Origin of the sequence: Nocardioides faecalis (genome assembly GCF_018388425.1) — a bacterium.
Taxonomy (GTDB): domain Bacteria; phylum Actinomycetota; class Actinomycetes; order Propionibacteriales; family Nocardioidaceae; genus Nocardioides; species Nocardioides faecalis.
This window is the reverse complement of record NZ_CP074406.1, coordinates 1-24564: the sequence shown is the minus strand read 5'-3', so window position 1 is coordinate 24564 and position 24564 is coordinate 1. Positions and strand designations below refer to the sequence as shown.

Here is a 24564-nt window from a genome sequence, read left to right as displayed (position 1 = left end):
GAGTCGCTCAGTGCGCGGCGAGCTCCTCGCCGAACTCCTCGCGCACCCGCTTCGTGGCGCGGTGCTCGGCCCAGAAGCTGAGGATCGGCACGGTGCCGCAGGCCAGCGTGACGAGGGTGAACGGGGTGTCCCACTCAGCCTTGCGGGAGAGCAGGAACGCCGCGATCAGGAAGATCATGTAGAGCCAGCCGTGCGCGACGCCGAGGTAGGCGGAGATGTCGGAGCCGAGCTTCCAACCGTCACCGGTGCCCTCGGCGAGGAACGCGGCGTCGCTGATCAGGTAGCCGTAGTGCAGCGGCAGCCCGACCAGCACCAGCACCACGAGGAGCACGCCGACGATGGAGGCCATCACGCGGTAGGCGAGCAGGTTCTTCTTCACGTCCGGGAGCCTACGACGTCGGTCTCGGTGTCCTCGTCGTCCGTCTGCACCACCCGGCGCGCGTGCGTGGTGCCCGCCACAACGTCGCGCACGTGGCGCCACCAGATGAACGCGGCGAAGGCGGCGAAGACCCACCACTCGACGGCGTAGAGGATGTTGCGCAGCCCGGTGAACCGGCTGGCGGGGGGCAGCTGGTCCAGTGTCGCGGCGACCACCCCGGCCTCCTCGTCGGTGGCCAGCGGCTCCTTGGCGAGGACGAAGGCGCCGTACATGTCCTGGCCGGGCTCGACGCGCTGCAGCAGGTCGGCGACGCGCAGCAGCGGCACGATGTCGTCGGTCGGGTCCTCGTCGGGGTCGTTGCCGCCCTCGGTGGGCTGCAGCCAGCCGAGCACGTCGACCTCGCCGGTCGGCGGCGCGGGCAGCTCGTCGAGGTCGGTGTCGTCGTCGACCCAGCCGCGGATGACCGGCACCGCGGGAGCGCCGGGCTCGCCGACGGTGATCGGGGTGACCAGCCAGCGGCCGTCGCGGCCGCCGGCGCCCTCACGGTCGTCGATCAGCACCGTGCCCTCGGGCAGGAAGGTGCCGCGGACCTCGACGGGATGGCTGAGACCGGCGCGGGGGAAGGGGTCGTCGGGCCCCATCAGCTCGGTGATGGCCACCGGCTCGGAGCGGGTCAGGTCCTGCTGCTCCGCGGCACGGCGCTCGGTGAACGCGTCGTACTGCCACAGGCCCATGCCGACGGCGAACCCGACACACAGCAGGCCGAGGAGGTGCACGCCCCACAGGCGCGGGCTCCACGGACGCAGCTTCGAGCTCTCCGACACCCTCCCAGGGTACGATCCGGACGCCGTCTGGGCCGATTTCGGGACGCCCCCGCTGGCTCAGTCGGCCCAGGTCTCAGCCGGTGCCGGTTTCAGCCGGCGCAGACCGCGAACGGCAGCTGCCGGGTGCGGGTGAGCTCGGCCGCCGCGGCGGGGTCGTCGAGGGTGTAGCCGAGGCGTCCCGTGGAGGGGTCCGCGACGGGACGGGTGAGGGCGACGTTGAAGTCGGGGACCGTCGGCGGCAGGTTCTCGGCGAGCCTGACGCGGTCGAAGGCGTCGCGGCGCTTCGGACCGAGCTGCACGGTGGCCAGCTCGCTGCCCATCGCCAGGGCGAACCCGTCGAGCTCGTCGAGGTCGCGCAGCGCGGCGGCCGGCTCGGCCGCCAGCTTGGCCTGCACGCCCTTGCCGAAGACGGAGTCGACGTCGAGGCAGCCGCGCGAGAGGTACGTCGCCACGGCCTCCTGGCCGCCGAGCGCCGCCAGCGCCGGCTCGGCACCCCACGCGGCCTCGGGCTCCGGTGGCTTCGCGGAGGTGACCAGGCGGCGGTCGGCGTCCACGACGGCGTCCGCCAGCGGACCGACTCCGGCCTTCACGGCGCGCGCGACGGCATCCATCGAGGTGCCGTTCCGGAACGCGAGGATCCAGCCCTTGGCGGCGCCGGTGTAGCGCGCCTCCCACGCGACGTCGTCCTGGGTGAACCCGAAGTCGGCGCGCAGCCTGGCGTCGACCCCGCGCAACAGGCCGCGGGACAGGGTCGCGGTGCGGGGGAGCCGGCGCCAGAACCGGGCCACGTCAGCGGGGGACGCCTCCTGCATCGAGCCGAGCCCGAGCACGAGGCGCAATTGCTCGAAGTCGGTGACCGACACTGTCTGGGCCTCCGCGGGCACCAGCGCGAGCACCGCGGCCGAGGGCTCCAGCTGTTCGTCGTACGTCGTGATGACGGCGCGGGCGATCGGCTCCTCCTGGTAGACGGGCTTGGCCTCGCTCGCGCAGGCGCTCAGAAGCGCCAGCCCGGCCAGAGCTGCAGCGAACCGGGCTCCCCTCACGGCGACGATCTTGCCATGGGCTCACCGGTCCACCGGAACGAGATCCTCACCACGTTGCCAACACGCTCAGGGATGCGTCCGATCGGCCGTCGCCCTCGGGGACGGGGTGACCGGAAGTGCCCGTCCGTCTGGGTCGTCTGCAATACAGTCGACAGACCTGATCACGGCGCGCGCATCACGGCGTGTCCCACGCGCAGCACCGTCTGGAGCTCTCCCCATGTTCACACGCCCGATCCGCCGCGCCGTCCAGGCCGTCCTCGTCATGCTGCTGTGCGGTGCGCTCGTGGCCGGCTTCGCCGACGCCGGGGGCGCGGCCCGCAAGGCCAAGTCGAACCCGACGGGGGTGGCGTCGGGCAGCTACCAGAACGGCACGAAGTACCTGAAGCTGAGCCTGACCAACACCCGCGACGGCCGGATCAAGGTGTCGTGGAAGAAGCCGGGCAAGTACGTCAAGAAGTACGTCGTCAAGGTCGGTGTCAGTCGCCAGCTGGACGTCGAGACGCGCAAGTACAAGGTGAGCCGCAAGAAGCGGTCGGTGATCGTGTCCCGCGCTGCCGGGGCCTACCCGCAGTCGGGCAACTACACGTTCGTGAAGGTGTTCGTCTACCGCAAGGGCGGCGGGCGCAGCGAGACCCCGACCAAGTGGATCCAGACCCCGATCGGCGCCGCCTGCACCGCGGCGGCCACGAACCGGGTGACCGTGGGTGCGTTCAACATCCGCACGTGGACCGCCGACAAGGGCGCCTTCAGCTGGGCGAACCGGCGCGCCAACGTGGTCAACGAGATCCGCCGCAGCGGTGCCCGCGCGGTCGCCATCCAGGAGGCCAGCGGCCAGCCCGACCAGGGCTACGGCTCCCTGCCGCAGAACGAGGTCGTCCTGCGCGCACTGAACGCCGCCGACACCAGTGCGGACTGGAGGGACGCGATCCCGCAGGAGTGGTACCGCCCCCTGCCCGGCTCGCTCGGCGGCACCCGCGTCTTCTACGACGCCAACCGTTTCCAGATGCTCGCCGGCACCGACGCCGACAAGGGCAACGGACGCGGGCTGCTGCGGATCGATGACAGGGGCGCCCCGAAGGACACGATGGTGCCCTGGGTCCGGCTGCAGGCGATCGACGCCGCACGCCGACCGACGCAGGCGCCTTTCATCCTGGCTTCCGTGCACATGCACCTCGGCGAGCGCCTCGCCGACGTGCAGACCCGCGGCCGGCAGGTCAACCAGGTGATCACGCTGCTCAAGAACCTGCACAAGAAGTACGGCGACCAGGTGGTCCTGGCCGGCGACCTGAACTCCACCGCCGCCACGAAGCCCAACAACAACGTGCAGCGCGCGCTGATGCGGGCCGGCTTCTACGACGCCTTCGCCTCCGCCCGGATCTCGGGGGCGAAGTACCAGACCACGAACCAGTTCAAGTTCCCGCTCAAGGCCAGCCCGCTGCGCCGCGACTACATCCTCACCTACGGTCGGGTGAAGGGCTCCTGCGCCTTCGTCAACCGGGTCTACGGCTTGAAGTCGCAGGTCGCCTCCGACCACTTCATGCAGGTCGCGTCGCTGCCGCTGCCTCCGCGCTGAGCCCTTCCGGCCCCCCGGAGTTTCACGGGAAACACTCACGAGGGGCGCCTGAGCCGGTCGGGAGCGTAAAGGAACTCGAGAATCGCGCCGGCGGCACGAGCGGGTGGTCACCCTGTGCGCCATGACCGCATGGACGGAGATCGACGATGCGACCCAAGAGCTCTGCTGGCAGGTCCTCGACCACGCCGCGGACGCGTTGGCCGGCGGCGGGCCGTTGCCCCCGTTCGCCGTCGTCGTCGCGGCGAGACCCTGCACCGGTCCATCGCCGGGACGCTTGGGCAGGACTTGCCGGAGGCCTGGGCGCTCCGGAGAGGCCACCCCGGCGCCGAGGCGGCAGCCCCCGCCTACGACGGCTACCTGCCCGTGAGGGCGCGCACCGACGCGACCTACGTCGAGGTGCACCGCAGGGGTCGGCCGGCTGCCGGATGCCTGGCGCACCGCTACAACCCCAGGCGCACCCCAGTTGATCGGCCACGCCGCGGACTGAGGCGACTTCCCGTCGTTGTTCGGACGAGGGTCACCACCGAGGCAGACCGCGGCTCCCCGCAAGAGGCGGCTGTCCGGCGCTAGACGTACCCGGTCATCAGGTCACTAGCAGTCGCGGGACCTCCCAGCGGGAGCCGCGCATTGCCGCACTTCAAGGCCACTTCTGCCGTCCGGCCAGACACCCAAGACGTTGAGGGACAGCTAGAGACGTTCAGCAGCGACCAGCACCAATGAGTACTGGAATCTCCTCGATAGTCGTCTCATCGTCTCACCGGCGGTGCCGCCTGTCCGACTTTGCTCGCCGCCTGCGCCGGGCGAAGATGGAGAGGTGCCGGCGTACCAGAGTTGGGCGAGCAGCCCTGCCTCGCGCAAGGTCATGCAGGGCAACAGGTCCCGAGACACCTCTCCCGAGCTCGCCGTTCGTCGGCATTTGCACGCCGCCGGACTTCGCTACCGCGTCGACTACCGCCCTGAGCCGTCCCTGCGGAGAACGGCGGACATTGTGTTCCCGAAGCGGCGGATCGCGATCTTTATTGACGACTGCTACTGGCATTCGTGCCCTCAGCATGCGACCAGCGCCAAGTCGAACGCGGCCTACTGGTCCAAGAAGCTCGCGGAAAATGTTGCGCGCGACACCGAAACCACAGAACGACTCCGCGACGCCGGATGGCTCGTCCTCCGGTTCTGGGAGCATCAGGATCCGCGCGAGGTCACTGCGGCCGTCGTTGCCGCGGTCGTTCTTCACTCCGAGCCAAGTCCCCGGCCGGGGCCCTCTGCCGCAGAGGATGAACCGGTCAAGAAAACCGTGTGATGGGCTGCCAGATCGGACGAATCCTCATTGCGGCGGCGCAGCTACGTGAAAGCATCTCCACATGACCGATGGCCCATCCGCGAATCTCGTACCGACGCCGACTGCCTTCGAGGAAGCAATCAACAACCGCGCCGAGGAGATCCTTGAGCTCGGCAAGACGGGCTATAACTGGTCCTCCGTGGATGCGCTTCTGGATGAGGAGCTCGCCGCGGATGCTGGTCGACACCTGAAGACTCGGTGCAAGACGGCCAACAGTTCCGGTCGTGCCGCGAACGTCCTTACCGAGAGCATGGACAAGGACATCGATCTGTACCTGGTCTTCATCTCGGCGCCATACACGGTCGCCAAGTTCGTGGGAGCGGCTCGCAAGCGAATCAGCCGGTTTCCGAAGGTGCGCACCGTCGCCGTCGCTGAAGTCGTCGGCGGCATGTGGAGAGTGACCACCGTGATCCACCGAATTGACGACGACCTAGTTGAGCGGATTGCGCCCCATTTTCCGATGTTGGGCTCGCCCAGCATCCACTCCGTGACAGATCTCCCATTCGACGGCCATGCGGTCGCGCCGAGCGTGGGCCAAGTCGATGAGGAGGAACTTGTCGGGCGCGCTCTTGCTACCCCGTCCGAGCTGGCTGGGCTTTCGGAACTCCCGACCGGGCTGGTTGCGTACGCCGACTCACATGGCATCGCGTTGGATCTTGCTACTGCAACAGATGTCCTTGCCTGTGCCCTGTCCAGCCAACTCGTACTCTTCGCGGGTCCCAGCGGAACTGGCAAGAGCACAATCGCTCGTTTGCTCGCGGGGTTTTTGAGCGTCGAAGCTGCGACAGCGGTTCTCGATGCGCGCTCCGGGTGGTCCGGACCCGAAGACGCGTTCGGCTACTACTCCAGCCTGACTGCGCAGTTCGCACAGACTCCTGACACACCCAAGCTCGTTGCCCTGCACGAGTTCACCGTAGGAGCACTTGGCGGAGACGAAGCAGAGCTTTCTAAGGCGGCATCGACAGTGCTGATCGTCGAAGAGGCGAACCTTTCGCCGATTGAGGGATACCTAGCACCCGTAACGCACGGTCTTAGCGCAGTGAGCGTCCCGATGCTGACATGGCCGCTACACGCCCAGCGCGCTGGTGCCGAAGACTCGGACGAGATGCTCGACGTTCCGCCCGTCGCGACCCTTGGACCCTGGCCGCGCGTGTTCGCCACAATCAACGTTGACGCGAACAGCACGGCACCCGCCCGCAAGGTGACGGCCCGCGGAGCGGTAGTGCTCCTGGAGCCCGAAGAAGCATGGGACCCGTCGGCCGAGGCCGCACGGCTCGTCGAGCCATCCCCAGCGAACGGCGCGAATGGCCCTGCGGTCGTTGCGCCCCGTGCGGTGCGCGCGCCGGTCCGCTGCATGGGAGATCCGTCCGCCGCGCGGCGGGCGCTAAGCCTCGATCAGCTCGTCGCAATGTTGAAGCATCTGGGCCGGCTTCTGGAGTTGATCGGTGGTGGCACGCCATTCGTTCCTAGTCGCCGTGATGCGGAGCGTGCAGCCAACTACATGGCTTACTTCCTGGCCCTTGCGGGGGCCGAAAGCACCGACGCCGCGGCAGAAGTCGCGGCGGAGAATGCCGTTGTCCACGTACTGCTGTCACAACTTCCAACCCATGCCTTCGCGGGGAGCGTAGAGCGGCTGGCGTCGGACAGCCAGCTCACAGCGTCAGGTGGAGCCGAAGGTCTGGGAGGAGGGCTCCGCCGAAGGATTGACGCCCTGCGCGGGGCGACGTCAGGGATGCTCTTCGCCGACTCGATGGATTTTTGGGCCGCGCTGTCATGAGCCCGTGTCGGGTCGTGTTCCGCGATAAGTGGCGCACTGTCTCCTTGGATCTACCCTCGGAGCCACTCGTGGTTCCACCTGAACTGCAGTTGACCTCTCGATCCCCCGGCCTCGTGGTTCTCGGCCCGCCCGACACGACGGTGGAGATGGCCGCGGACGTTGTGGCTGGCTCCGTTCCGGTCGTCTACCTTGACGGCGACCGGCCCAAGCTCGCGTGGCTCGATATTCCTCCACCTCCACCCCTACGACTCGCTGATCTGCACCACATGTGGCGCCAGCTAGTCGAGGCCGGCCTCCCAATACCGTCGTCGGTTGGTACACAAGGACGACTGCCTTCCGGACTCCTTGAGCCACGCCAGCACTTGTTGGCCGAGTACGTTGAACTTGGACACCGCCTTGCACGCAGTGCCTTAGCAACGTGGCCAACCCGACGAAAGACCCAGATCCGCTGGCAACACCTTGAGCTTCCCGGCGGTCGTGAAGATCCGGTCGTGACCGCCCGGGGAGCTGCTCGGTATCCGGGCCTGTCCGCGGGGGGACGCACTCTGCCCGCACGGAGCGCTCGACGTGTTGGTGCCGCACCGGCCTGGACGTCTAAGGCTCTGGCTCACGCCGCAGCCAGCGCGGCGCGATTGCTTCTTGAGGCGGAGTGGCTCGGCGACATCGCGGAGCGGCGCACCGTCGTTCGGCCATTCTTGGAGGTGGCAACTCAAGCAACTGGGGACCCAGGTCTTGCTGATCCACCGCTATCCAGTTGGCCAACCCTGACGCGCCAGCTATTCGAATGCCTGGTGGCGTTGCAGGCCGTTGCGACTGCCACGGTCCATCACAGACCGACGAGTGCTCCGTTGTGCTACGTGTGGCGGCTTTACGAAGCGTGGATCGCATCCGAAGTGCTACTTGGATTGGATTCGCTCGACGGCGCGGTCCGCACCGAGTTGCATGCCGCATCTCCTGGGTATGAGTGGCTCGCCCGCTGGACTATCCCGGCGGGCGATCTCTTGGTGTGTGCCCAGTTCCGAGTCGGATCTGATCCTGACGACCTCGGTCATCGGCTCCCACACGGGCTCCTGTCCAACACGAGCATTTTGATCCCAGACGTGAGCGTCTTCCTCAGCAGCGCGGAGCGACTCAGATGCGTCGTCGTCGACGCGAAACGTCGGTCCTCGGTCTCGATGCGGGCAGATGACGCAGCCGAGGCAGCCAGCAAGTACGTATGGGGGTTGCGGATCGACGGCCCCCGTTTGGATGAGCCTCGGATCGACGTCGCTCAAGTCATAATCGCGACGACCGCATTGGCGCCCTCCATGTTCTCTGCGAGGAGCAGGATCACGGCAGCGAGGGTCATTCCAGGATCCAGTGGCGCGCTCACCAAAGCCGTGGTTGGTGCGCTGGGACTAGACTCCTGAGTTCACAGCCATCTCGCCTGCGTGCTGACGAAGGGCTTCAAGGAACCCATCCGAGAAGCGCAGCTTGCCGCGCTCAGCCCGGTTAAGAAAGCCGAGGGTCGCGCGCTCCGACAGTGGCTTGAGCGGTAGTGCGAGGAACTTGCGCAAGCTATATGTCTCGTCGAACGGTCGCATACCCACAGGTGCCACCCATCGCTTGCCACCGCCACCGTAGGCAGCAAAAGGCCACCGTGCTCCTGATAGCGGCATCCCCCAGTCGCCAGCGACGGGTTCGCCGGGCTCGGCCAGGCGTCGGCCGAGCCACTCGCTCATTGGAACGCATACGGCGTTGCCGATCTGCTTCCACCGGTGTCCCGCGCGCCGGCCATCCTGTGTCATGGCTGGAGCTGTCCATCCTGTCGGAAAGCCCTGAAGTCGCTCACCGTCCTCAATTTGAGGAGTCCCAAACTCGCCGGTGGCAGGGAACCACACCGCCGGCGGAGAGGGGATACCGATGGTCGAGCCACCCTTGATCGTTGGCACTGCGTCATGCACCCAACCCAGGCCGCGAAGTCCCTCGGTCCAGTAGAACCCGTAGCCACGGTCGAGGTCGATCGGCCCGATTGGATCCTTGAAATCAGGCTCGCCGTGATTGTCAGCAAAGAGGACCGAGCGCGGATCCTCCGTCCGGGACGCTACGAACAGGACCCGTTGCCGGCGCTGGGGCAGGCCGAAGGCACGTGCGTCGACCACGCGATATGCCCATCGAAACCCCAGTTCCTCAAGGGACTGCACCACGTGACGCATGCCGCTGCCGCGATCGAGGCGCAGTAGATAGCTCACGTTCTCGAGCACGAGCCATTTCGGCGATGTGTCACCAACGAGCCGGAAGACCTCATCAACCAAGCCCGACGCCGCGCCGCCAATCCCAACTTTTCGACCAGCTTGGCTGATGTCGGTACATGGAAATCCCGCGGTTAAGACGTCGACCTTGGGCAGCGATCGGATCGCGCGCACATCTTCAGTGAGATGCGCGTTGGGGAAGTGCGCGGCGAGCACCTGCCGAGCCGTCTCATCGATTTCGTTCAGGAAGACAGTCCGATGCCCGGCCCGATGCAGGCCCTCTTCGATCCCGCCGATGCCTGCAAACAAGCCGGCGACTTCAAGCGAACTGGCACTCACCGGAGGAGACTCGCAATTGCTGCGTACGCCAGTCTTGAGGGCACTGCGTTGCCGATCATCTTCTGCAACGCCCCTCGCTTCTCGACGGACTCAAACGTGAACCAATCTGGGAAACCCTGCAGCCGAGCAGCTTCGTGTGGGGTCAGGGTCCGCCGTTCGAGGGGGTGAACGAACCTCCCCTGGCCAGTACTGCCGAAGCCAGAGGTAATCGTGGGCGCGGGCCGATCCGCATGCATCCGGCCGTAAACCGAAACGTAGCTATGAGGCTTGAGTCGGTGGCAGTCGGGACGTTCCTCGTTGGGGAGGTCCCAAAGAGCATTGTCGAAGAGGAAGTTGATTCGGCGCTCGTTGACGGCCGAATGCTGGGCCGGCGTGTCGAAGATGCCGCCCGACGGCTGAACACGTAGGTCGCCAATAGCATCCATGATCGTCCGCCCCGGACTACCGAAGTTCTGGAGGAGATCGTCGGCGGTAGGTGCGCCGGCGCCAGCCTGAGTGGCGAGGAGCACATGGCGCCGCCGCGACTGAGCTGCACCAAAGTCGGTCGCCGTGAGCACCGCTGCCTCTACAGAGTAGCCCGCAGCAACCAAGGTCTCCTTCGTTCGGTGAACGACTCCGGACTTGTCGTGCGCGACTCCAGGTACGTTCTCAATGAGCACGTGCCGGGGGCGCACGACCTCGACGAATCGCGCCATTCTGAGGTACAGAGCATTCCGGGGATCGGCCCGTCGCGTGTGGTTGTTCAGGTCGCTGTGCCCCTGGCAAGGCGGGCCACCCATCGCGATGTCGAGTCCAGCAAGGCGACTGGCCAACCGGCGCTCGTTGCGGCTGGGACCGTCCCCCAGGTCGCCGTCGACGAGCTCCTCGATGCCACCCGCATGGAGATCGGCCTCAGGGAAGTTCTGTCCAAAGACCCCGAGCGCGTCCTCGTTGTTGTCGGCAGCAAGCACGTGGACCGCCAGATGCCCAGTCGCTCGCGCCGCCTCATGTGCTCCGACAGAGAGGCCGCCACATCCGCTGAACAGGTCTGCGATCGTGACGGGTGTCCCCGCCGCCTCGACATGACGTGTTCTCCGCAACCAAAGATCATTGAAGACCGCCCCCAGGTTCGTCGCCGCAGGCAGTCTGTCGACGCCGCGCGCAGACTCAGCCGTAGTGACCGCGCGACCGTCGGACATCACCAAGGTGCGGCGCACGGACTCTCTGGACGCCGCGAAGGTCTCGACGGGACTAGCCGCGTCGCCCAAGTGTTCAGAAGCGACGGATGACATGAATGTGATTCTAGGTCCAACCGCCGACGGTTCCGAGTTGCCGCACTGTTCGCACACCACTCTTCCCCAGTCCCGACGCACGACCCGGAAATAGCAGGGGATAGCCAAAAGGGCAGAAACCGCAGGTCGATGACCTGCGGTTTCCCATGGTGGAGCCTAGGGGACTCGAACCCCTAACCCCCTGCTTGCAAAGCAGGTGCGCTACCAATTGCGCCAAGGCCCCGGATGGGGAGGATCAGGCCTTCGGCAGCGTGTCGGTGGCCTGGGCCCAGAGGTCCTTCTCGGCCTTGGACTGCTGCAGCTTCTTGCGGACGACGATGGCGCCGACGGCGGCCAGGGCCGCGATGAGGACCTTCTTCACGTTCCGCCTCCTCCTTCGAAGAAGCCCCGGTCCGCAGTGTCTGCGGCCGGGGCTCTTGGTGGGCCTAAGAGGACTTGAACCTCTGACCCCCACATTATCAGTGTGGTGCTCTAACCGTCTGAGCTATAGGCCCGGGTGGAACGCTGCATCTGGGTGGAAGCCCCTCCGCAGCGAACCGAGGTGGAACACTACCCGACCCCAGCCAGCGCCGACAAAACGGGGTCGGCCGCTGCTGGGAGCAGGCTCAGTTGTCCTCAGCCAGGGTGACCTCGACGCCGCCGAGCAGCGCCGCGGACATGTTGTAGAGGAACGCCATCAGGGTCGCCGCCGCGGTGATCAGTACGACGTCGATGGCCGCGACGAGCATGGTGAAACCGAGGACGCGGCTGGTGCCGACGTAGTCCTCGATCCGGAAGCCGGCGACGTCCTCGCCGCCGATGCTCTCCTGGATCGTGGAGTTGATCGACTCCCACACGCCGGCGGCGCCGAGCACCTGCCACACCATCGCCACCGACACCACGGTCACGACGGCGAAGGCGATCGACAGCAGGAACGACGTCTTCATCACCGTCCACGGGTCGACCCGGGTCAGCCGCAGCCGGGCCCGGCGCGGTCCCCGGCCCCGGGGAGCCGGGGCCGGGCCGGAGGGCTTGGCCGACGGCGCGGGCTGCGCTGCCGGGCCGGAGGGACGCGACGGCGCATCGGCGCCGCGGCCGCCCGTCACTGCCGGACGGGTCGCGGTGTCGTCGATGCTCTCGGTCATCAGCCCTCAGTCTCCCCCGGATCGCCGTCAGCCTGTCCGGCCTGGTCGGTGTCACCGATTGTCGCACCCGAGTCCTGAACCGGCGACTCCGACGATTCGCCGGCGTCCGCCACAGCGTTCTCCGTGACGTTCTCCGTGACGTTCTCCGCCACGTTCTCGGTGGCCTCGTCCTCCTCGTCCTTGGCCTCCACGGAGCGGGCCACGACCGCGACGGCGTCGCCCTTCTTCGGGCTGACGAACTTCACGCCCTGCGTGGAGCGCCCGGTCGGGCGGAAGTCGTCGTTGATCGGGCTGCGCACGACCTGGCCGGACTGGGTGATGGAGAGGATCTCGTCGCCGTCGACCACGATGAACGCACCGACGAGCGAGCCGCGCTCCTCGTTGGCCAGCGCCATCGCCTTGATGCCGGTGCCGCCGCGGTTCTGGAACTTGTACTCCGAGATCCGGGTGCGCTTGGCGAAGCCGCCGTCGGTGATGGTGAAGACGTACTGGACGTTGTCGTCGCTGTCCTCCGCCGCGGTCTCGGCGGCACGGATCACGGCCATCGAGAGCACCGCGTCGTCGGCGATCTTGAACTTCATGCCCGTCACGCCCGACGTCGCCCGGCCCATGGGGCGCAGCTGGTCGTCGTCGGCGGGGAAGCGGATCGCCTGGCCCTTGCGGGAGACCAGCAGGATGTGGTCCTCGCTGTTGACCAGCTCCGCGCCGATCAGCTCGTCGTCGTCGTCGCGGAAGTTGATCGCGATGACGCCGGCCTGGCGCGGGGAGTTGTAGTCCCCGAGCCGGGTCTTCTTGACCAGGCCCTTCTTGGTGGCCAGCACCAGGTACGGCGCCTGATCGTAGTCGCGGATCGCCAGCACCTGCGCGATCGACTCGTCCGGCTGGAACGACAGCAGGCCGGCGACGTGGCCGCCCTTCGCGTCGCGCGAGGCCTCGGGCAGGTTGTAGACCTTGGTCCGGTAGACGCGCCCGGCGGTGGTGAAGAACAGCAGCCAGTGGTGGCTGGTGGTGGAGATGAAGTGGTCCACCACGTCGTCGCCGCGCAGCGAGGCGCCCCGCACACCCTTCCCGCCGCGCTTCTGCGTGCGGTACTGGTCCGCGCGGGTGCGCTTGGCGTAGCCGCCGCGGGTGATGGAGACGACCTGGTCCTCGTCCGGGATCAGGTCCTCCATCGACATGTCGCCGGCCGCCGCGATGATCTGGGTACGACGGTCGTCGCCGTACTTCGCGACGATCTCGCCGAGCTCGTCGATGACGATCTGCCGCTGCCGGGTGATGTTGGCGAGGATGTCCTTGAGGTCGGCGATGACCAGCTCGAGCTCGGCGAGCCGGTCGATGATCTTCTGCCGCTCCAGGGCCGCCAGGCGGCGCAGCTGCATGTCGAGGATCGCGTTGGCCTGCAGCTCGTCGATGTCGAGCAGCTCGATGAGGCCGCGGCGGGCGTCCTCGACCTCGGGGCTGCGCCGGATCAGCGCGATCACGTCGTCGAGCATGTCGAGCGCCTTGACCAGGCCGCGCCAGATGTGGGCGTCGGCCTCGGCCTTCGCCAGCCGGAACTCGGTACGACGCCGGATGACGTCGACCTGGTGCTCGACCCAGTTCGAGATGAACTGGTCGAGGGTCAGCGTCCGGGGCACGCCGTCGACCAGGGCGAGCATGTTGGCGGAGAAGTTGGTCTGCAGCTCGGTGTGCTTGAGCAGGTTGTTGAGCACCACCCGGGCCACCGCGTCGCGCTTGAGCACGATGATGATCCGCTGGCCCACGCGCGAGGACGTCTCGTTGCGCACGTCGGCGATGCCCTGCACCCGGCCGGCGTCGGCCAGCTCGGCGATCTTCACCAGCAGGTTGTCCGGGTTGACCATGTAGGGCAGGTCGGTGATGACCAGGACGGTGCGCCCGGACTTCTCCTCGTCGACCTCGATGATCGCGCGCTGGGTGATCGAGCCGCGACCGGTGCGGTAGGCCTGCTCGATCCCCTCGCGGCCCACGATCAGGGCGCCGTTGGGGAAGTCGGGGCCCTTGATCCGCTCGAGGAGCGCGTCCTGCAGCTCCTCACGCGAGGCGTCGGGGTGCTCGAGCGCCCAGATCGCCCCGTCGGCGACCTCGCGCAGGTTGTGCGGCGGGATGTTGGTCGCCATCCCGACCGCGATGCCGGCGGAGCCGTTGACCAGCAGGTTCGGGAACCGCGCCGGCAGGATCGTCGGCTCCTCGGTCTTGCCGTCGTAGTTCGGGGTCATGTCGACGGTGTCCTCGTCGATGTCCCGGACCATCTCCATGGCCAGCGGCGCCATCCGGCACTCGGTGTACCGCATGGCGGCGGCGGGGTCGTTGCCCGGCGAGCCGAAGTTGCCCTGCCCGTTGACCAGCGGGTTGCGCATCACCCACGGCTGGGCTAGGCGCACCAGGGTGTCGTAGATCGCCGAGTCGCCGTGCGGGTGGTAGTTACCCATCACGTCGCCGACGACGCGGGCGCACTTGTTGAATCCGCGCTCGGGGCGGTAGCCGCCGTCGTACATCGCGTAGAGGACGCGACGGTGCACCGGCTTGAGGCCGTCGCGGACGTCCGGCAGCGCGCGGCCGACGATGACTGCCATCGCGTAGTCGATGTAGGAGCGCTTCATCGACTCCTGCAGGTCGACGGGACGGATCCGGCGACCGCCGTAGCCCGGGAATTCCTCGATGGGGGTCTCGCTCACGATTGCTCTCTCTGATCTGGTCTAACGAAATCTAGGGGTTCTTTTAGAGACCTAGATATCGAGGAATCGGACGTCCTTGGCGTTGCGCTGGATGAAGGAGCGACGCTGCTCGACGTCCTCCCCCATCAGCACCGAGAAGATCTCGTCGGCCTGGGCGGCGTCCTCCAGCGTGACCTGGAGCAGCACCCGCTGGTCGGGGTCGAGCGTGGTGTCCCACAGCTCGTCGGCGTTCATCTCGCCGAGACCCTTGTACCGCTGGATCGAGGCGTCCTTGGGCAGCTTCTTGCCCTGCTCGATGCCGTCGCGGATGACCGCGTCGCGCTCGGCGTCGGAGTAGACGTACTCGTGCGCGTGCGGCTTGTTCCACTTGATCCGGTACAGCGGCGGCTGGGCGAGGTAGACGTAGCCGGCCTCGATCAGCGGGCGCATGAACCGGAAGAGCAGCGTCAGCAGCAGTGTGTTGATGTGGTGGCCGTCGACGTCGGCGTCGGCCATCAGCACGATCTTGTGGTAGCGCAGCTTGTCGGCGTCGAACTCGTCCTGCACCCCGGTGCCGAGCGCCGAGACGATCGCCTGCACCTCCTGGTTGGCCAGGACCTTGTCGATGCGCGCCTTCTCGACGTTGAGGATCTTGCCGCGGATCGGGAGGATCGCCTGGATCCGGTTGTCCCGGCCCATGACGGCCGAGCCGCCGGCGGAGTCACCCTCGACGATGAAGACCTCGCACTCCTCGGGGCTGCGCGAGCTGCAGTCGCGCAGCTTGCCGGGCAGGCCACCGCCGCCGAGCAGGCCCTTGCGGTTGCGGGCCAGGTCGCGCGCCTTGCGGGCCGCGAGGCGGGCGGTCGCCGCCGCCTGGGCCTTGCGGATGATCTCCTTGCCGTCGGAGGGGTTCTGCTCGAGCCAGGCACCGAGCTGGTCGTTGACCACCGACTGCACGAAGCCCTTGGCCTCGGTGTTGCCGAGCTTGGCCTTGGTCTGGCCCTCGAACTGCGGCTCGGAGATCTTGAGGCTGATGATGGCGGTCAGGCCCTCGCGGATGTCGTCCCCGGTGAGCCGGTCCTCCTTCTTCTTGATCAGGCCCCACTCCTCGCCCCAACGGTTGACCAGCGAGGTCAGCGCCGCCCGGAACCCCTCCTCGTGCGTGCCGCCCTCGGGGGTGTTGATGTTGTTGGCGAAGGTGTGGACCGACTCGTTGTACGACGTGGCCTGCCACTGCATGGCGACCTCGAGGCTCATCGAGTTGGGCGCATCGGGGCCGGTCTCGGCCTCGAAGTCGATGATCGGGGAGATCGGCTGCTTGCGCAGGTTGAGGAAGTCGACGTAGTCGGCCAGGCCGCGCTCGAATTGGAAGACCTGCTCGAGCACCTTGTGGTCGTGGCCCTCGACGGCGTGGATCTCGCCGGAGTTGAACGCCGCCTGGGTGGTCGGGCTGAGCTCGGAGGTGCCGTCCTCGACAGCCTCCAGCACCTGCTCGGCCTTGGGCCGGGCGTCGCGCAGGATGATCTTGAGGCCCTTGTTGAGGAAGGCCATCTCCCGGAAGCGGGCGGAGACCGTCTCCAGGTTGTACTCGGTGGTCTCGAAGATCTCCGGCGAGGCCCACCAGGTGATGGTGGTGCCGGTGCGCTCGCCGTCCTCCAGGGTCCGGACCTCACGCAGGTCGTAGTCCGGGACGCCCTTGGTGAACTCCTGCTCCCACAGGTGCCCGCGGTTCTTGATCTCCATGTGCAGGTGGGTCGACAGCGCGTTCACCACCGACGAGCCGACGCCGTGCAGACCACCGGAGACCTTGTAGCCGCCGCCGCCGAACTTGCCGCCGGCGTGCAGCACGGTCAGCGCGAGCGTGGCGGCCGGGATCTCCTGGCCGGGAGCGGTGTCGGTCGGGATGCCACGACCGTTGTCCTCGACGCTGACCGAGCCGTCGGCGTTGAAGGTGATCAGGATCGTGTCGCAGTGGCCGGCGAGCGACTCGTCGACCGCGTTGTCCACGATCTCCCAGATCAGGTGGTGCAGGCCGCGCTCACCGGTGGAGCCGATGTACATGCCGGGTCGCTTGCGGACCGCCTCGAGGCCCTCGAGCACCTGGATCGCGGAGGCGTCGTACGCCACCTCGGTGGTGAGCTTGGGCGTCTCGCCACCGGGGGCACCGGCCTGGGGCACCGAGCCCTCGCCGGGCATGGACTGGTCGTCGTTGGACACGCAAGACCTCTCTGAGTGTCGACCTCTCGGTCGTCATGCCCGAGGCATGACGAAGGCCGAGGCGAGCGTGCAGGAGACGCGATCTCGGCCAGAGTCCCATTCTATCCTGCTGAGGGCCTCAGAGCACGCGTGTCGCCCCGCGGGACGGGGTGCGTCTGTGGAAAATCCACCCTGAGGACCCCAGAACGCCGGTTTGCAGCGCCGAGCGGGTCTCGGACGGACCCCGGTACGGGCCGGCGGGCGCTCAGGGCGTCAGATCGGCGCGCAGCGCTCCCGGACCGGACCGAGGTGGCTCCTCACCCGTAGGTGTCGCGCGGTCCACGGGCGTCGCGCACCCCGCGCCGGCCGTGCTTCCAGCTCGGCGCCAGCGGTCCGAGCACCTCCACCACGGTCACCGTGCCGTCGCCGAGCTCGGTGTTCAGCCGCTTGACGATCGTGCTCGCCAGCAGCTTCAGCTGCGTGGCCCACGCCGTGGAGTCGGTGCGTACGACGAGCACGCCGTCGGTGAGCGACTCCGGGGTGGAGTGCGCGCCGATCTCGGCGCCCACGATCTCGCTCCAGCGGCCGAAGACGCCGCGCACCTGCAGGTCCAAGCCCCAGCCGCGCTCCCCGATGAGCCGGGCGACCTCGCCGGAGAGCCCTTGCGGGTCGCGCCCGTCGGGGTGCGCGCTGCTCAGCTGCGGCTCGCCGCGCCGTCCGCGGAAGCCGAGGAAGGCTCGGCGCGGGTCGCCCGAGCGCGAGCGCGGTCGCTTCGCCGGCGTCGTCGCGGCGCCCGCGGCGCTCGAGGTCTGGGCCCGGGCCAGGTCGAGCCCGTCGGGTCGGTGGTCGAGATCGGCCGCTTCGGCCGACTCCCCGCGCCCGGTCGGGTCGGGTGCGTCGGGGCCGGGCACGGGGTCGGGCCCGGCGTCAGGATCAGGCACGGCGCACCTCCCCCGCCTCGACGATGAACGTGGCGCCCCGCAGCTGCTCGGGCACGTCGGCGGCGACCGCGGCGGTGACCAGCACCTGCTCGGCACCGGCGACCAGCTCGGCGAGCTGGGTGCGGCGGTCGCGGTCGAGCTCGGCGAAGACGTCGTCGAGGATCAGGATCGGGTCGTCGCCGTCGGCGCGCAGCAGGTCGTAGCTGGCCAGGCGCAGGGCCAGCGCGAACGACCACGACTCTCCGTGGCTGGCGTAACCGCGCACCGGCAGCCGGGCCTCGTCGCCGGGACCGAGGGTGAGCACCAGGTCGTCACGGTGCGGGCCGACCAGCGTCACTCCGCGGCCGATCTCGTCCGACTGCCGCCGGGCCAGCTCGGCCCGGAAGCCGGTCACCAGCGGGTCGGCGTCGGGGTCGTCGGGATCGGCTTGGGGCAGCACGTTCGCGGCGTACTCCAGTCGGGCGTCGTCGCGGGAGGCGCCGCGGGCCACCGACTCGTACGCCTTGCCCAGGTACGGCGCCAGGTCGGCGGCCAGCGCCTGCCGGGCGCGGAGCAGCTCGGTGCCCGCGCGCACCAGGGCCTCGTCCCACACCGACAACGTGGCCAGGGCGGCCTCGCGTGCGGAGCCGCGGGCGGCGTACATCGTCTTGAGCAGGGAGTTGCGCTGCTTCAGCGCACGCTCGTAGTCGGCGATGACCCCGGCCATCCGCGGGGTGCGGAGCACGAGGAGGTCGTCGAGGAAGCGCCGGCGCTGACCGGGGTCGCCCTTGACCAGGGCGAGGTCCTCGGGGCTGAACACGACCGTGCGCACGATGCCGGCCAGGTCGCGCACCCGCGGCAGCGGCGAGCGGTTGACCCGGGCCCGGTTGGCGCGGCCGGGGTTGAGCTCGACCTCCAGCGTCGCTGTCCTGCCCTCGCGCACCACGGCGGCCCGCACGACCGCCTGGTTCGCGCCGGCGCGGATCAGCGGGGCGTCGGTGGCGACGCGGTGCGAGGAGAGCCGGGAGAGGTAGTCGATCGCCTCGACGAGGTTCGTCTTGCCCTGGCCGTTGCTGCCCACGAACACGTTGACACCGGGCTCCAGGGCGACGTCGACGGCCGGATAGCTGCGGAAGTCGTGCAGCTGGAGGTGCGCGACATGCATGGGCAACCTCCTCCACGATGTCTCGCACGACGTACGCACGATGTTTCGACGCGCGCCGCCAAGCCTAGGCTGCGTCCCATGACGCAACCACCCAACCCGCCCTACGGCGACCAGCCGGACCCCTACGGTCAGTCCGGCTCCTCCAACCAGCCCTCCGGCCAGCCCTACGGCGGCCAGCCCGGCCAGCCCTACGGCGGCCAGCACTACGACCCCTCCCAGCCCTACGCCGGCTCCTACGGCAACGCCGCCGCCGGCCCGTTCTACATCAACGTGCTGGGCCAGGAGTACGGCCCGATCGACTACGCCAGCCTCGCCCAGCAGGCGATCTCCGGCCAGATCAAGCCCGACACCGCGGTGCGCACCGCCGACAGCCAGCAGTACTTCTCCGCGCGCGACGTCCCCGGGCTGTACTCCGACAAGGAGTGGCTGACCACGCTGCTGATCTCGCTGTTCCTCGGCGGGTTCGGCATCGACCGGTTCTACCTGGGCCAGACCGGCCTGGGCATCGCCAAGCTGCTGACCTGCGGCGGCTGCGGCGTGTGGTCGATCATCGACCTGATCCTGATCGCGATGCGCAAGCTTCCCGACGCCCAGGGCCGGCCGCTGCGCTGAGCACCGCCTCCCCCGGTACGACGATGAGCACCCTGCTCCGCCGCCCCGCCGGCGACCTGCCTCCCATCCGCCCCCGTCTGGGGAGCGCGGAGGCGGTCGCCGTGCTCGGGGTGCTCGGGCTGGGCGTCGGGGCGCTGCTCTCGCCGTACTCCATCGAGGACGGGCCGGTCCTGTGCCCGTTCCGCCGTCTCACCGGGCTGCCGTGCCCGGGCTGCGGCATGACCCGCTCATGGGTCTACCTCACCCACGGCTGGTGGCAGGACTCGTTCCTCGCCCACCCCTTCGGAGCCGTCGCTGCGGCCACGGTGCTCACCCTGGCGGTGCTGGTGCTGCGCGCGCGGCTGCGCCGCACCCGGCCGCCGTCGTTGGACCGGCTGGTGCGCCACCCGGTCGCGATCGGTCTCGTCGCGGCCTGGCTGTCCTTCTCGCTCGTCCGCGCGGTGCTCGCGCTCTGAGCTGAACCGCTCCGATCCGGACGACCAGCCTCAGACGATCCGGGTTCAGAGATCCGGGTTGGCCTCGCCGCCCGGGGGCGGCTCGGTGTGCACGGCGTGGCCACCGAACTGGTTGCGCATCGCCGCGATCGCCTTCATCGCCGGGCTGTCGTCCTGGCGCGAGGTGAACCGGGCGAACAGCGAGGCGGCGATGACGTGCACCGGTACGGCGTTGTCGATCGCCGCCTGCACCGTCCACCGTCCCTCACCGGAGTCCTCGGCGTAGCCGCGGACCTGGTCCAGGTGGGTGTCCGCCTCGATCGCCTCGGTGAGCAGGTCCAGCAGCCAGGAGCGGATCACGGTGCCGTGGCGCCAGGATTCGAAGATCTCGGGCACGTTGTCGACGAGGTCGACCTTCTCGAGCAGCTCCCAGCCCTCGGCGTAGGCCTGCATCATCGCGTACTCGATGCCGTTGTGGACCATCTTGGCGAAGTGCCCCGCGCCCGGGGAGGTGCCGGCGTGCACGATGCCGCCCTCGTCCGGCTTGAGCGCGTCGAAGGCGGGCTGGACCTTGGCGACGTCCTCCACCGAGCCGCCGTACATGAGCGCGTAGCCGTTCTCCAGGCCCCACACCCCGCCGGAGACGCCGCAGTCGACGAAGCCGATGCCCTTCTCCGCCAGCGACGCGGCGTTCTCGGCGTCGTCGGTGTACTTGGAGTTGCCGCCGTCGACGACCAGGTCGCCCTCGCCGAGCAGCTCGCGCAGGTCGGCGATCGTGGCCCGGGTCGGCTCGCCCGAGGGCACCATCACCCACACCACCTTGGGCGAGGGCAGCGCCTCGACCATCGCGGCCAGGCTCTCGGCGTCACTGAGGTCGGGGTTGCGGTCGTAGCCGACCACCGTGTGCCCGGCGTTGCGCAGCCGGGTGCGCATGTTGCCACCCATCTTGCCGAGTCCGACCAGTCCGATGTGCATGCGCGCTCCCGTTCCTCGTGGGCCCTGTCCTACGGCGAGTCGAGGTCGACGCTAGTGGGCAGCCGGTGACGAGCGGAAGCCTCGCCACGCCCGCGCCTCGGCGCGGGTGGGGTCGGGCGCGGGTCAGGAGAGCAGGCGGCGCGGCATCAGCAGGTAGCGGAACGAGCCGCCGTCACCGGCGTCGTCCCCGGTGCCGCTGATCACCACGGGCTTGGAGGCCTGGGTGAAGGCGAGCTCGACGACCGGCTCGTCGATGGCGCCGAGCCCGTCGAGCAGGAACGCCGGGTTGAAGCCGGTGACCAGCTCCTCGCCGTCGATGTCGGCGGGCACCGACTCGGTGGCCTGCGCGTCGTCGCCGGAGCCGGCGTCGAGCGTGAGCTGGCCGTCGCCGAAGGCGAGCTGGACGGCGGTGTTGCGGTCGGCGACCAGCGAGACGCGCTTGATCGAGTCGATCAGCTCGGCGCGGTCGATGCGCGCGACGGTGACCTTCTCGGTCGGGAAGAGGCTGCGGACCTTCGGGAACTCGCCGTCGAGCAGCCGGGTGGTGGTGCGTCGTACGCCGCCGGGGCCGGTGCCCTCGAAGCCGATGATGCCGTCGCCGGTGCCCGAGGCGGACAGCGCGATGGTGATCTCCTCGCCGGAGGCCAACGACTTCGCCGTGTCGCCGAGCACCTTCGCCGGCACCAGCGCGGCGACGGAGGCGTCCGGGGTGCCCGGGTTCCAGGTCAGCTCGCGCTGGGAGAGCCGGAACCGGTCGGTGGCGAGCAACGCGATGGTGTCGCCCTCGATCTCGACCCGCACGCCGGTGAGCACCGGGAGCATGTCGTCGCGGCCGGCGGCGGTGACCGCCTGGGCGACGGCGTGGGCGAAGGCGGCGCTGGAGACGGTGCCCGTCGCGGCCGGCATCTCCGGGATCGTCGGGTAGTCGTCGACGGGCAGCGTCTGCAGGGAGAACCGCGACGAGCCGCAGGTCAGCGACACCCGGGAGCCGTCGAGGGCGAGGTCGACGGGCTTGTTCGGCAGGCTGCGGCAGATGTCGGCGAGCAGCCGGCCGCTGACCAGGGCCTTGCCCTCGTCGCTGACGTCGGCGGCCAGCGTGGCCCGTGCGGAGGTCTCGTAGTCGAACGTCGACAGCACCAGGCCCTCGTCGCTCGCCTCGATCAGCAGGCCGGCGAGGACGGGCGCGCTGGGACGCACCGGCAGGCTGCGGGCAGCCCAGGCAACGGCGTCGGCCAGGACGTCACGGTCGACACGGAACTTCACGTCGTACCTCTCACTTCGATGGGTGCGGGCTCGACCACCTCGACCCGGACCGCCGAATGACAAGTCCAGAGCCTGCGCCCGTGTGGGAGTGCATCCTGCCATGTCATTCGATCGGCCCGCACCGGCAACCGGCACACACACGCTGCCGCGGATGCGACGAGCACCGCATCCGCGGGACCGGATCAGGGGGGTTCGTCCACAGGTCGAGGGCCCGGAGGAGTTCGACGGAGGATCGATCCAATTGTCATTCCGGAGTAGCAATAGGTTCGGTGGAAACTGTGGACAACTAGTGATCGTGCAGGTCAGCCCCGCTTTTTCAGTGGACAACGCCTGTGGACTAAGTCCGTGCGAACTACGGCGCCCTGTGGACGCGAAGCCGGTTGGGGATGCCCGTACCGGTGGGTCCACGGAATCCTCCCCGTGTAGTTCGCACTAATTGCCCATGGTTTTCCACAGCTGTGCACGGGCCGGTGGAAGCACAAGAAAAAGGCGTCCGGGCCCGGCCGCACAGCGACCGGACCCGGAAGGAACAACACCAGAGCACCCCCCGGCGGCGCGGCGCTCACCCCTGACGCGCCTGCATCTTGACCCGGTTGGTCAGCTCGGAGACCTGGTTGAAGACCGCTCGCCGCTCACCGAGGAGCTGGTTGATCTTGCGCTCGGCGTACATGACGGTGGTGTGGTCGCGGTTGCCGAACTGGGCGCCGATCTTCGGCAGCGACAGCCCGGTCAGCTCGCGGCACAGGTACATCGCGATCTGACGCGCCATCACCAGGTGCCGGCCGCGGCTGGGCCCGGTGAGCTCCTCGATGGAGAGCCCGAAGTACGCCGCCGTCTGCGCGATGATCAGCGGAGCGGTGATCTCCGGCTCGCCGCCGTCGGGGATCAGGTCCTTCAGCACGATCTCGGCCAGCGTCATGTCGACGTCCTGGCGGTTGAGGTTGGCGAACGCGGTCACCCGGATCAGTGCGCCCTCGAGCTCGCGGATGTTCGTCTGGATCTTGCTGGCGATGAACTCCAGCACGTCCGAGGGCGCGGTCAGCCGGTCCATCGCCGCCTTCTTGCGCAGGATCGCGATCCGCGTCTCGAGGTCGGGTGCCTGCACGTCGGTGATCAGGCCCCACTCGAACCGGTTGCGCAACCGGTCCTCCAGCGCCTCGAGCAGCTTCGGCGGCCGGTCGGAGGTCAGCACGATCTGCTTGTTCGCGTTGTGCAGCGTGTTGAAGGTGTGGAAGAACTCCTCCTGGGTCTGGGTCTTGCCCGCCAGGAACTGGATGTCGTCGATCAGCAGGACGTCCACCTCGCGGTACTTCCGCTTGAACCGGTCCTGGCGGTCGTCGCGGATCGCGTTGATGAACTCGTTGGTGAACTCCTCGCTGGAGACGTAGCGCACCTTGGAGCCGGAGTAGATCGTGCGCACGTAGTGACCGATCGCGTGCAGCAGGTGGGTCTTGCCCAGCCCGGACTCTCCGTAGATCAGCAGCGGGTTGTAGCTCTTGCCGGGCGCCTCGCTCACCGCGACCGCGGCCGCGTGCGGGAACCGGTTCGAGGAGCCGATCACGAAGGTCTCGAAGGTGTACTTGGGGTTCAGCCGCGTCTCGCCGGTGTTGGTCGCCGACGGCCCGGCTGCGTTCGCGGCGTCGAGGTCGGGCGGCGTGAACGCGGCGTCGTAGCCGGTCGGGACGCCCTTCGGCGCGACCGGGGCGTCGTACGTCGATGAGTCGACGTGTCGATTTGTCGACATGTCGCTGTGTCGATCAGTGCTCGACCCGGCCTCGCCGCCGTCGTAGGCGTCCTGGTTGTAGGAGCCTCCCTCGAACGGCTCGTCGTGGCGCAGGGTCGTGTCGACGGTGACCGCGAGCTGGACCTCTTGGCCGAACCGCTCGGTGAGCGCGTCCTCCAGCTGTCCGCGCAGCCGGCCCTCGAGGCGCTTGCGGGTGAAGTCGTCGGGGACCGCGACGATGGCGGTGGTGCCGTGCATGGTGACCGGCCGGCTCGCCTGCAGCCATGCGCGCTGGTGCACCTGCAGGTCGGCGACGACGGCGGACCACTCCCGGGCGAGCAGCGACGTAGCGGCGTCGGTGTCCGGGGCCTGGCCTGTGGTGTCGGCCTGGGCCTGCGGTCGGGGATCGGTCTGATCGGGCTGATCGGGGTTGCCGGTCACGCCACACGCCTTTCACTGTTCTCGGTCGCGCCTCGCGGTCGCGAGCGCTCGGTGCTGCCGCGGACTCACGTCCACAGGTTTGTCCACAGGTTGTGAACATGGGGACCACCGGTTCGTGGTCCACGGCCGAGGCCGGACCGCCGCACCGCTCGGACCGGTGTCCTCGCAGGTCAGGCGGGTTCTGGTGACAACCTGCCCGGTTGCGGGAACATGGTCCGGCCGGAGCCTGCGGAGCCGGCGGGGAATCCCGGGTCAGCCGAACG

General features: G+C 68.6%; 20 protein-coding genes and 2 tRNA genes. 6 read left to right on the top strand and 16 right to left on the bottom strand.

The annotated features are described in order from the left end of the window. Nucleotides 1-7: 7 nt before the first annotated feature. From KG111_RS00110 to KG111_RS00100, 3 genes are all read right to left on the bottom strand, one after another. Nucleotides 8-379, bottom strand: coding sequence for a DUF3817 domain-containing protein (locus tag KG111_RS00110; RefSeq protein ID WP_249666222.1), 372 nt, complete (start codon nt 377-379; stop codon nt 8-10). Next, a complete protein-coding gene (locus tag KG111_RS00105) occupies nt 376-1203 on the bottom strand; it encodes an SURF1 family protein (protein WP_205291222.1) in 828 nt (275 codons plus the stop codon). Before KG111_RS00105 ends, KG111_RS00110 begins: the two co-directional genes overlap by 4 nt. A gap of 89 nt (nt 1204-1292) precedes the next feature. Next, nucleotides 1293-2246, bottom strand: coding sequence for a hypothetical protein (locus tag KG111_RS00100; RefSeq protein ID WP_205291223.1), 954 nt, complete (start codon nt 2244-2246; stop codon nt 1293-1295). Nucleotides 2247-2463: 217 nt separating this feature from the next. Between KG111_RS00100 and KG111_RS00095 the strand changes: the two genes are divergently transcribed. The 4 genes from KG111_RS00095 to KG111_RS00080 all read left to right on the top strand — a co-directional run bounded on the left by KG111_RS00095 (nt 2464) and on the right by KG111_RS00080 (nt 8341). Beyond that, nucleotides 2464-3819, top strand: a complete 1356-nt coding sequence (locus KG111_RS00095) for an endonuclease/exonuclease/phosphatase family protein (protein ID WP_205291224.1) — start codon at nt 2464-2466, stop codon at nt 3817-3819. An 814-nt stretch (nt 3820-4633) separates the two neighbouring features. Next, complete coding sequence (locus tag KG111_RS00090; RefSeq protein WP_249666221.1) at nt 4634-5116, top strand: very short patch repair endonuclease; 483 nt, start codon at nt 4634-4636, stop codon at nt 5114-5116. Nucleotides 5117-5177: 61 nt separating this feature from the next. Beyond that, nucleotides 5178-6932 carry a hypothetical protein gene (locus tag KG111_RS00085; RefSeq protein ID WP_205291225.1) on the top strand — a complete coding sequence of 585 codons (1755 nt, stop codon included), beginning with the start codon at nt 5178-5180 and terminating at the stop codon, nt 6930-6932. Nucleotides 6933-8032: 1100 nt separating this feature from the next. After that, nucleotides 8033-8341: a hypothetical protein gene (locus KG111_RS00080; protein ID WP_205291226.1), complete on the top strand. Its 309-nt coding sequence runs from the start codon at nt 8033-8035 to the stop codon at nt 8339-8341. Here the strand turns inward: KG111_RS00080 and KG111_RS00075 are convergent. The 10 genes from KG111_RS00075 to recF all read right to left on the bottom strand — a co-directional run bounded on the left by KG111_RS00075 (nt 8330) and on the right by recF (nt 18853). Next, nucleotides 8330-9502 (bottom strand): DNA cytosine methyltransferase, encoded by a 1173-nt coding sequence (locus tag KG111_RS00075; RefSeq protein ID WP_205291227.1) that lies wholly within the window; start codon nt 9500-9502, stop codon nt 8330-8332. The two genes, KG111_RS00080 and KG111_RS00075, sit on opposite strands and share 12 nt — an antisense overlap. Continuing rightward, nucleotides 9499-10773 (bottom strand): DNA cytosine methyltransferase, encoded by a 1275-nt coding sequence (locus KG111_RS00070; RefSeq protein ID WP_205291228.1) that lies wholly within the window; start codon nt 10771-10773, stop codon nt 9499-9501. The genes KG111_RS00075 and KG111_RS00070 overlap by 4 nt, the downstream gene beginning before the upstream one ends. A gap of 147 nt (nt 10774-10920) precedes the next feature. After that, a tRNA-Ala gene (locus KG111_RS00065) sits at nt 10921-10996 on the bottom strand. Between the two features lie 12 nt (nt 10997-11008). After that, nucleotides 11009-11134, bottom strand: a complete 126-nt coding sequence (locus tag KG111_RS00060) for a DLW-39 family protein (RefSeq protein ID WP_213450015.1) — start codon at nt 11132-11134, stop codon at nt 11009-11011. Between the two features lie 56 nt (nt 11135-11190). Then, a tRNA-Ile gene (locus tag KG111_RS00055) sits at nt 11191-11267 on the bottom strand. Nucleotides 11268-11378: 111 nt separating this feature from the next. Then, on the bottom strand, nt 11379-11897 hold the full coding sequence (locus tag KG111_RS00050; RefSeq protein WP_205291229.1) for a DUF3566 domain-containing protein: 519 nt from the start codon (nt 11895-11897) through the stop codon (nt 11379-11381). Beyond that, nucleotides 11897-14518: a DNA gyrase subunit A gene (gyrA, locus tag KG111_RS00045; protein WP_240195655.1), complete on the bottom strand. Its 2622-nt coding sequence runs from the start codon at nt 14516-14518 to the stop codon at nt 11897-11899. Before gyrA ends, KG111_RS00050 begins: the two co-directional genes overlap by 1 nt. Nucleotides 14519-14644: 126 nt before the next feature. Next, nucleotides 14645-16768, bottom strand: a complete 2124-nt coding sequence (gene gyrB / locus KG111_RS00040) for a DNA topoisomerase (ATP-hydrolyzing) subunit B (protein ID WP_205291360.1) — start codon at nt 16766-16768, stop codon at nt 14645-14647. 317 nt (nt 16769-17085) lie between these two features. After that, the gene (locus KG111_RS00035) at nt 17086-17709 is read right to left on the bottom strand and encodes a DciA family protein (protein WP_249666220.1); all 624 of its coding nucleotides are present in this window, start codon (nt 17707-17709) and stop codon (nt 17086-17088) included. Beyond that, nucleotides 17702-18853: a DNA replication/repair protein RecF gene (gene recF, locus KG111_RS00030; RefSeq protein ID WP_205291231.1), complete on the bottom strand. Its 1152-nt coding sequence runs from the start codon at nt 18851-18853 to the stop codon at nt 17702-17704. Before recF ends, KG111_RS00035 begins: the two co-directional genes overlap by 8 nt. A gap of 78 nt (nt 18854-18931) precedes the next feature. On the opposite strand from recF, the gene KG111_RS00025 reads away from it, so the two are divergent. Next, on the top strand, nt 18932-19465 hold the full coding sequence (locus KG111_RS00025) for an NINE protein (protein ID WP_205291232.1): 534 nt from the start codon (nt 18932-18934) through the stop codon (nt 19463-19465). Nucleotides 19466-19488: 23 nt separating this feature from the next. Beyond that, the gene (locus tag KG111_RS00020; RefSeq protein ID WP_205291233.1) at nt 19489-19920 is read left to right on the top strand and encodes a DUF2752 domain-containing protein; all 432 of its coding nucleotides are present in this window, start codon (nt 19489-19491) and stop codon (nt 19918-19920) included. Between the two features lie 45 nt (nt 19921-19965). On the opposite strand, the gene gnd is transcribed toward KG111_RS00020, so the two are convergent. From gnd to dnaA, 3 genes are all read right to left on the bottom strand, one after another. Then, nucleotides 19966-20874: a phosphogluconate dehydrogenase (NAD(+)-dependent, decarboxylating) gene (gene gnd / locus KG111_RS00015; protein WP_205291234.1), complete on the bottom strand. Its 909-nt coding sequence runs from the start codon at nt 20872-20874 to the stop codon at nt 19966-19968. Between the two features lie 123 nt (nt 20875-20997). Further along, nucleotides 20998-22137 carry a DNA polymerase III subunit beta gene (gene dnaN / locus KG111_RS00010; protein WP_205291235.1) on the bottom strand — a complete coding sequence of 380 codons (1140 nt, stop codon included), beginning with the start codon at nt 22135-22137 and terminating at the stop codon, nt 20998-21000. Between the two features lie 562 nt (nt 22138-22699). Continuing rightward, nucleotides 22700-24202, bottom strand: coding sequence for a chromosomal replication initiator protein DnaA (gene dnaA, locus KG111_RS00005; RefSeq protein WP_240195658.1), 1503 nt, complete (start codon nt 24200-24202; stop codon nt 22700-22702). Nucleotides 24203-24564 lie beyond the last annotated feature (362 nt).

Excerpts from the sequence above, each read along its gene's own strand:
- KG111_RS00095 (WP_205291224.1), top strand. The coding sequence starts at position 2,464 with ATGTTCACACGCCCGATCCGCCGCGCCGTCCAGGCCGTCCTCGTCATG.
- KG111_RS00085 (WP_205291225.1), top strand. The coding sequence starts at position 5,178 with ATGACCGATGGCCCATCCGCGAATCTCGTACCGACGCCGACTGCCTTC.
- KG111_RS00070 (WP_205291228.1), bottom strand. The coding sequence starts at position 10,773 with ATGTCATCCGTCGCTTCTGAACACTTGGGCGACGCGGCTAGTCCCGTC.
- KG111_RS00050 (WP_205291229.1), bottom strand. The coding sequence starts at position 11,897 with ATGACCGAGAGCATCGACGACACCGCGACCCGTCCGGCAGTGACGGGC.
- gyrA (WP_240195655.1), bottom strand. The coding sequence starts at position 14,518 with ATGAAGCGCTCCTACATCGACTACGCGATGGCAGTCATCGTCGGCCGC.
- gyrB (WP_205291360.1), bottom strand. The coding sequence starts at position 16,768 with ATGCCCGGCGAGGGCTCGGTGCCCCAGGCCGGTGCCCCCGGTGGCGAG.
- recF (WP_205291231.1), bottom strand. The coding sequence starts at position 18,853 with ATGCATGTCGCGCACCTCCAGCTGCACGACTTCCGCAGCTATCCGGCC.
- KG111_RS00025 (WP_205291232.1), top strand. The coding sequence starts at position 18,932 with ATGACGCAACCACCCAACCCGCCCTACGGCGACCAGCCGGACCCCTAC.
- KG111_RS00020 (WP_205291233.1), top strand. The coding sequence starts at position 19,489 with ATGAGCACCCTGCTCCGCCGCCCCGCCGGCGACCTGCCTCCCATCCGC.
- gnd (WP_205291234.1), bottom strand. The coding sequence starts at position 20,874 with ATGCACATCGGACTGGTCGGACTCGGCAAGATGGGTGGCAACATGCGC.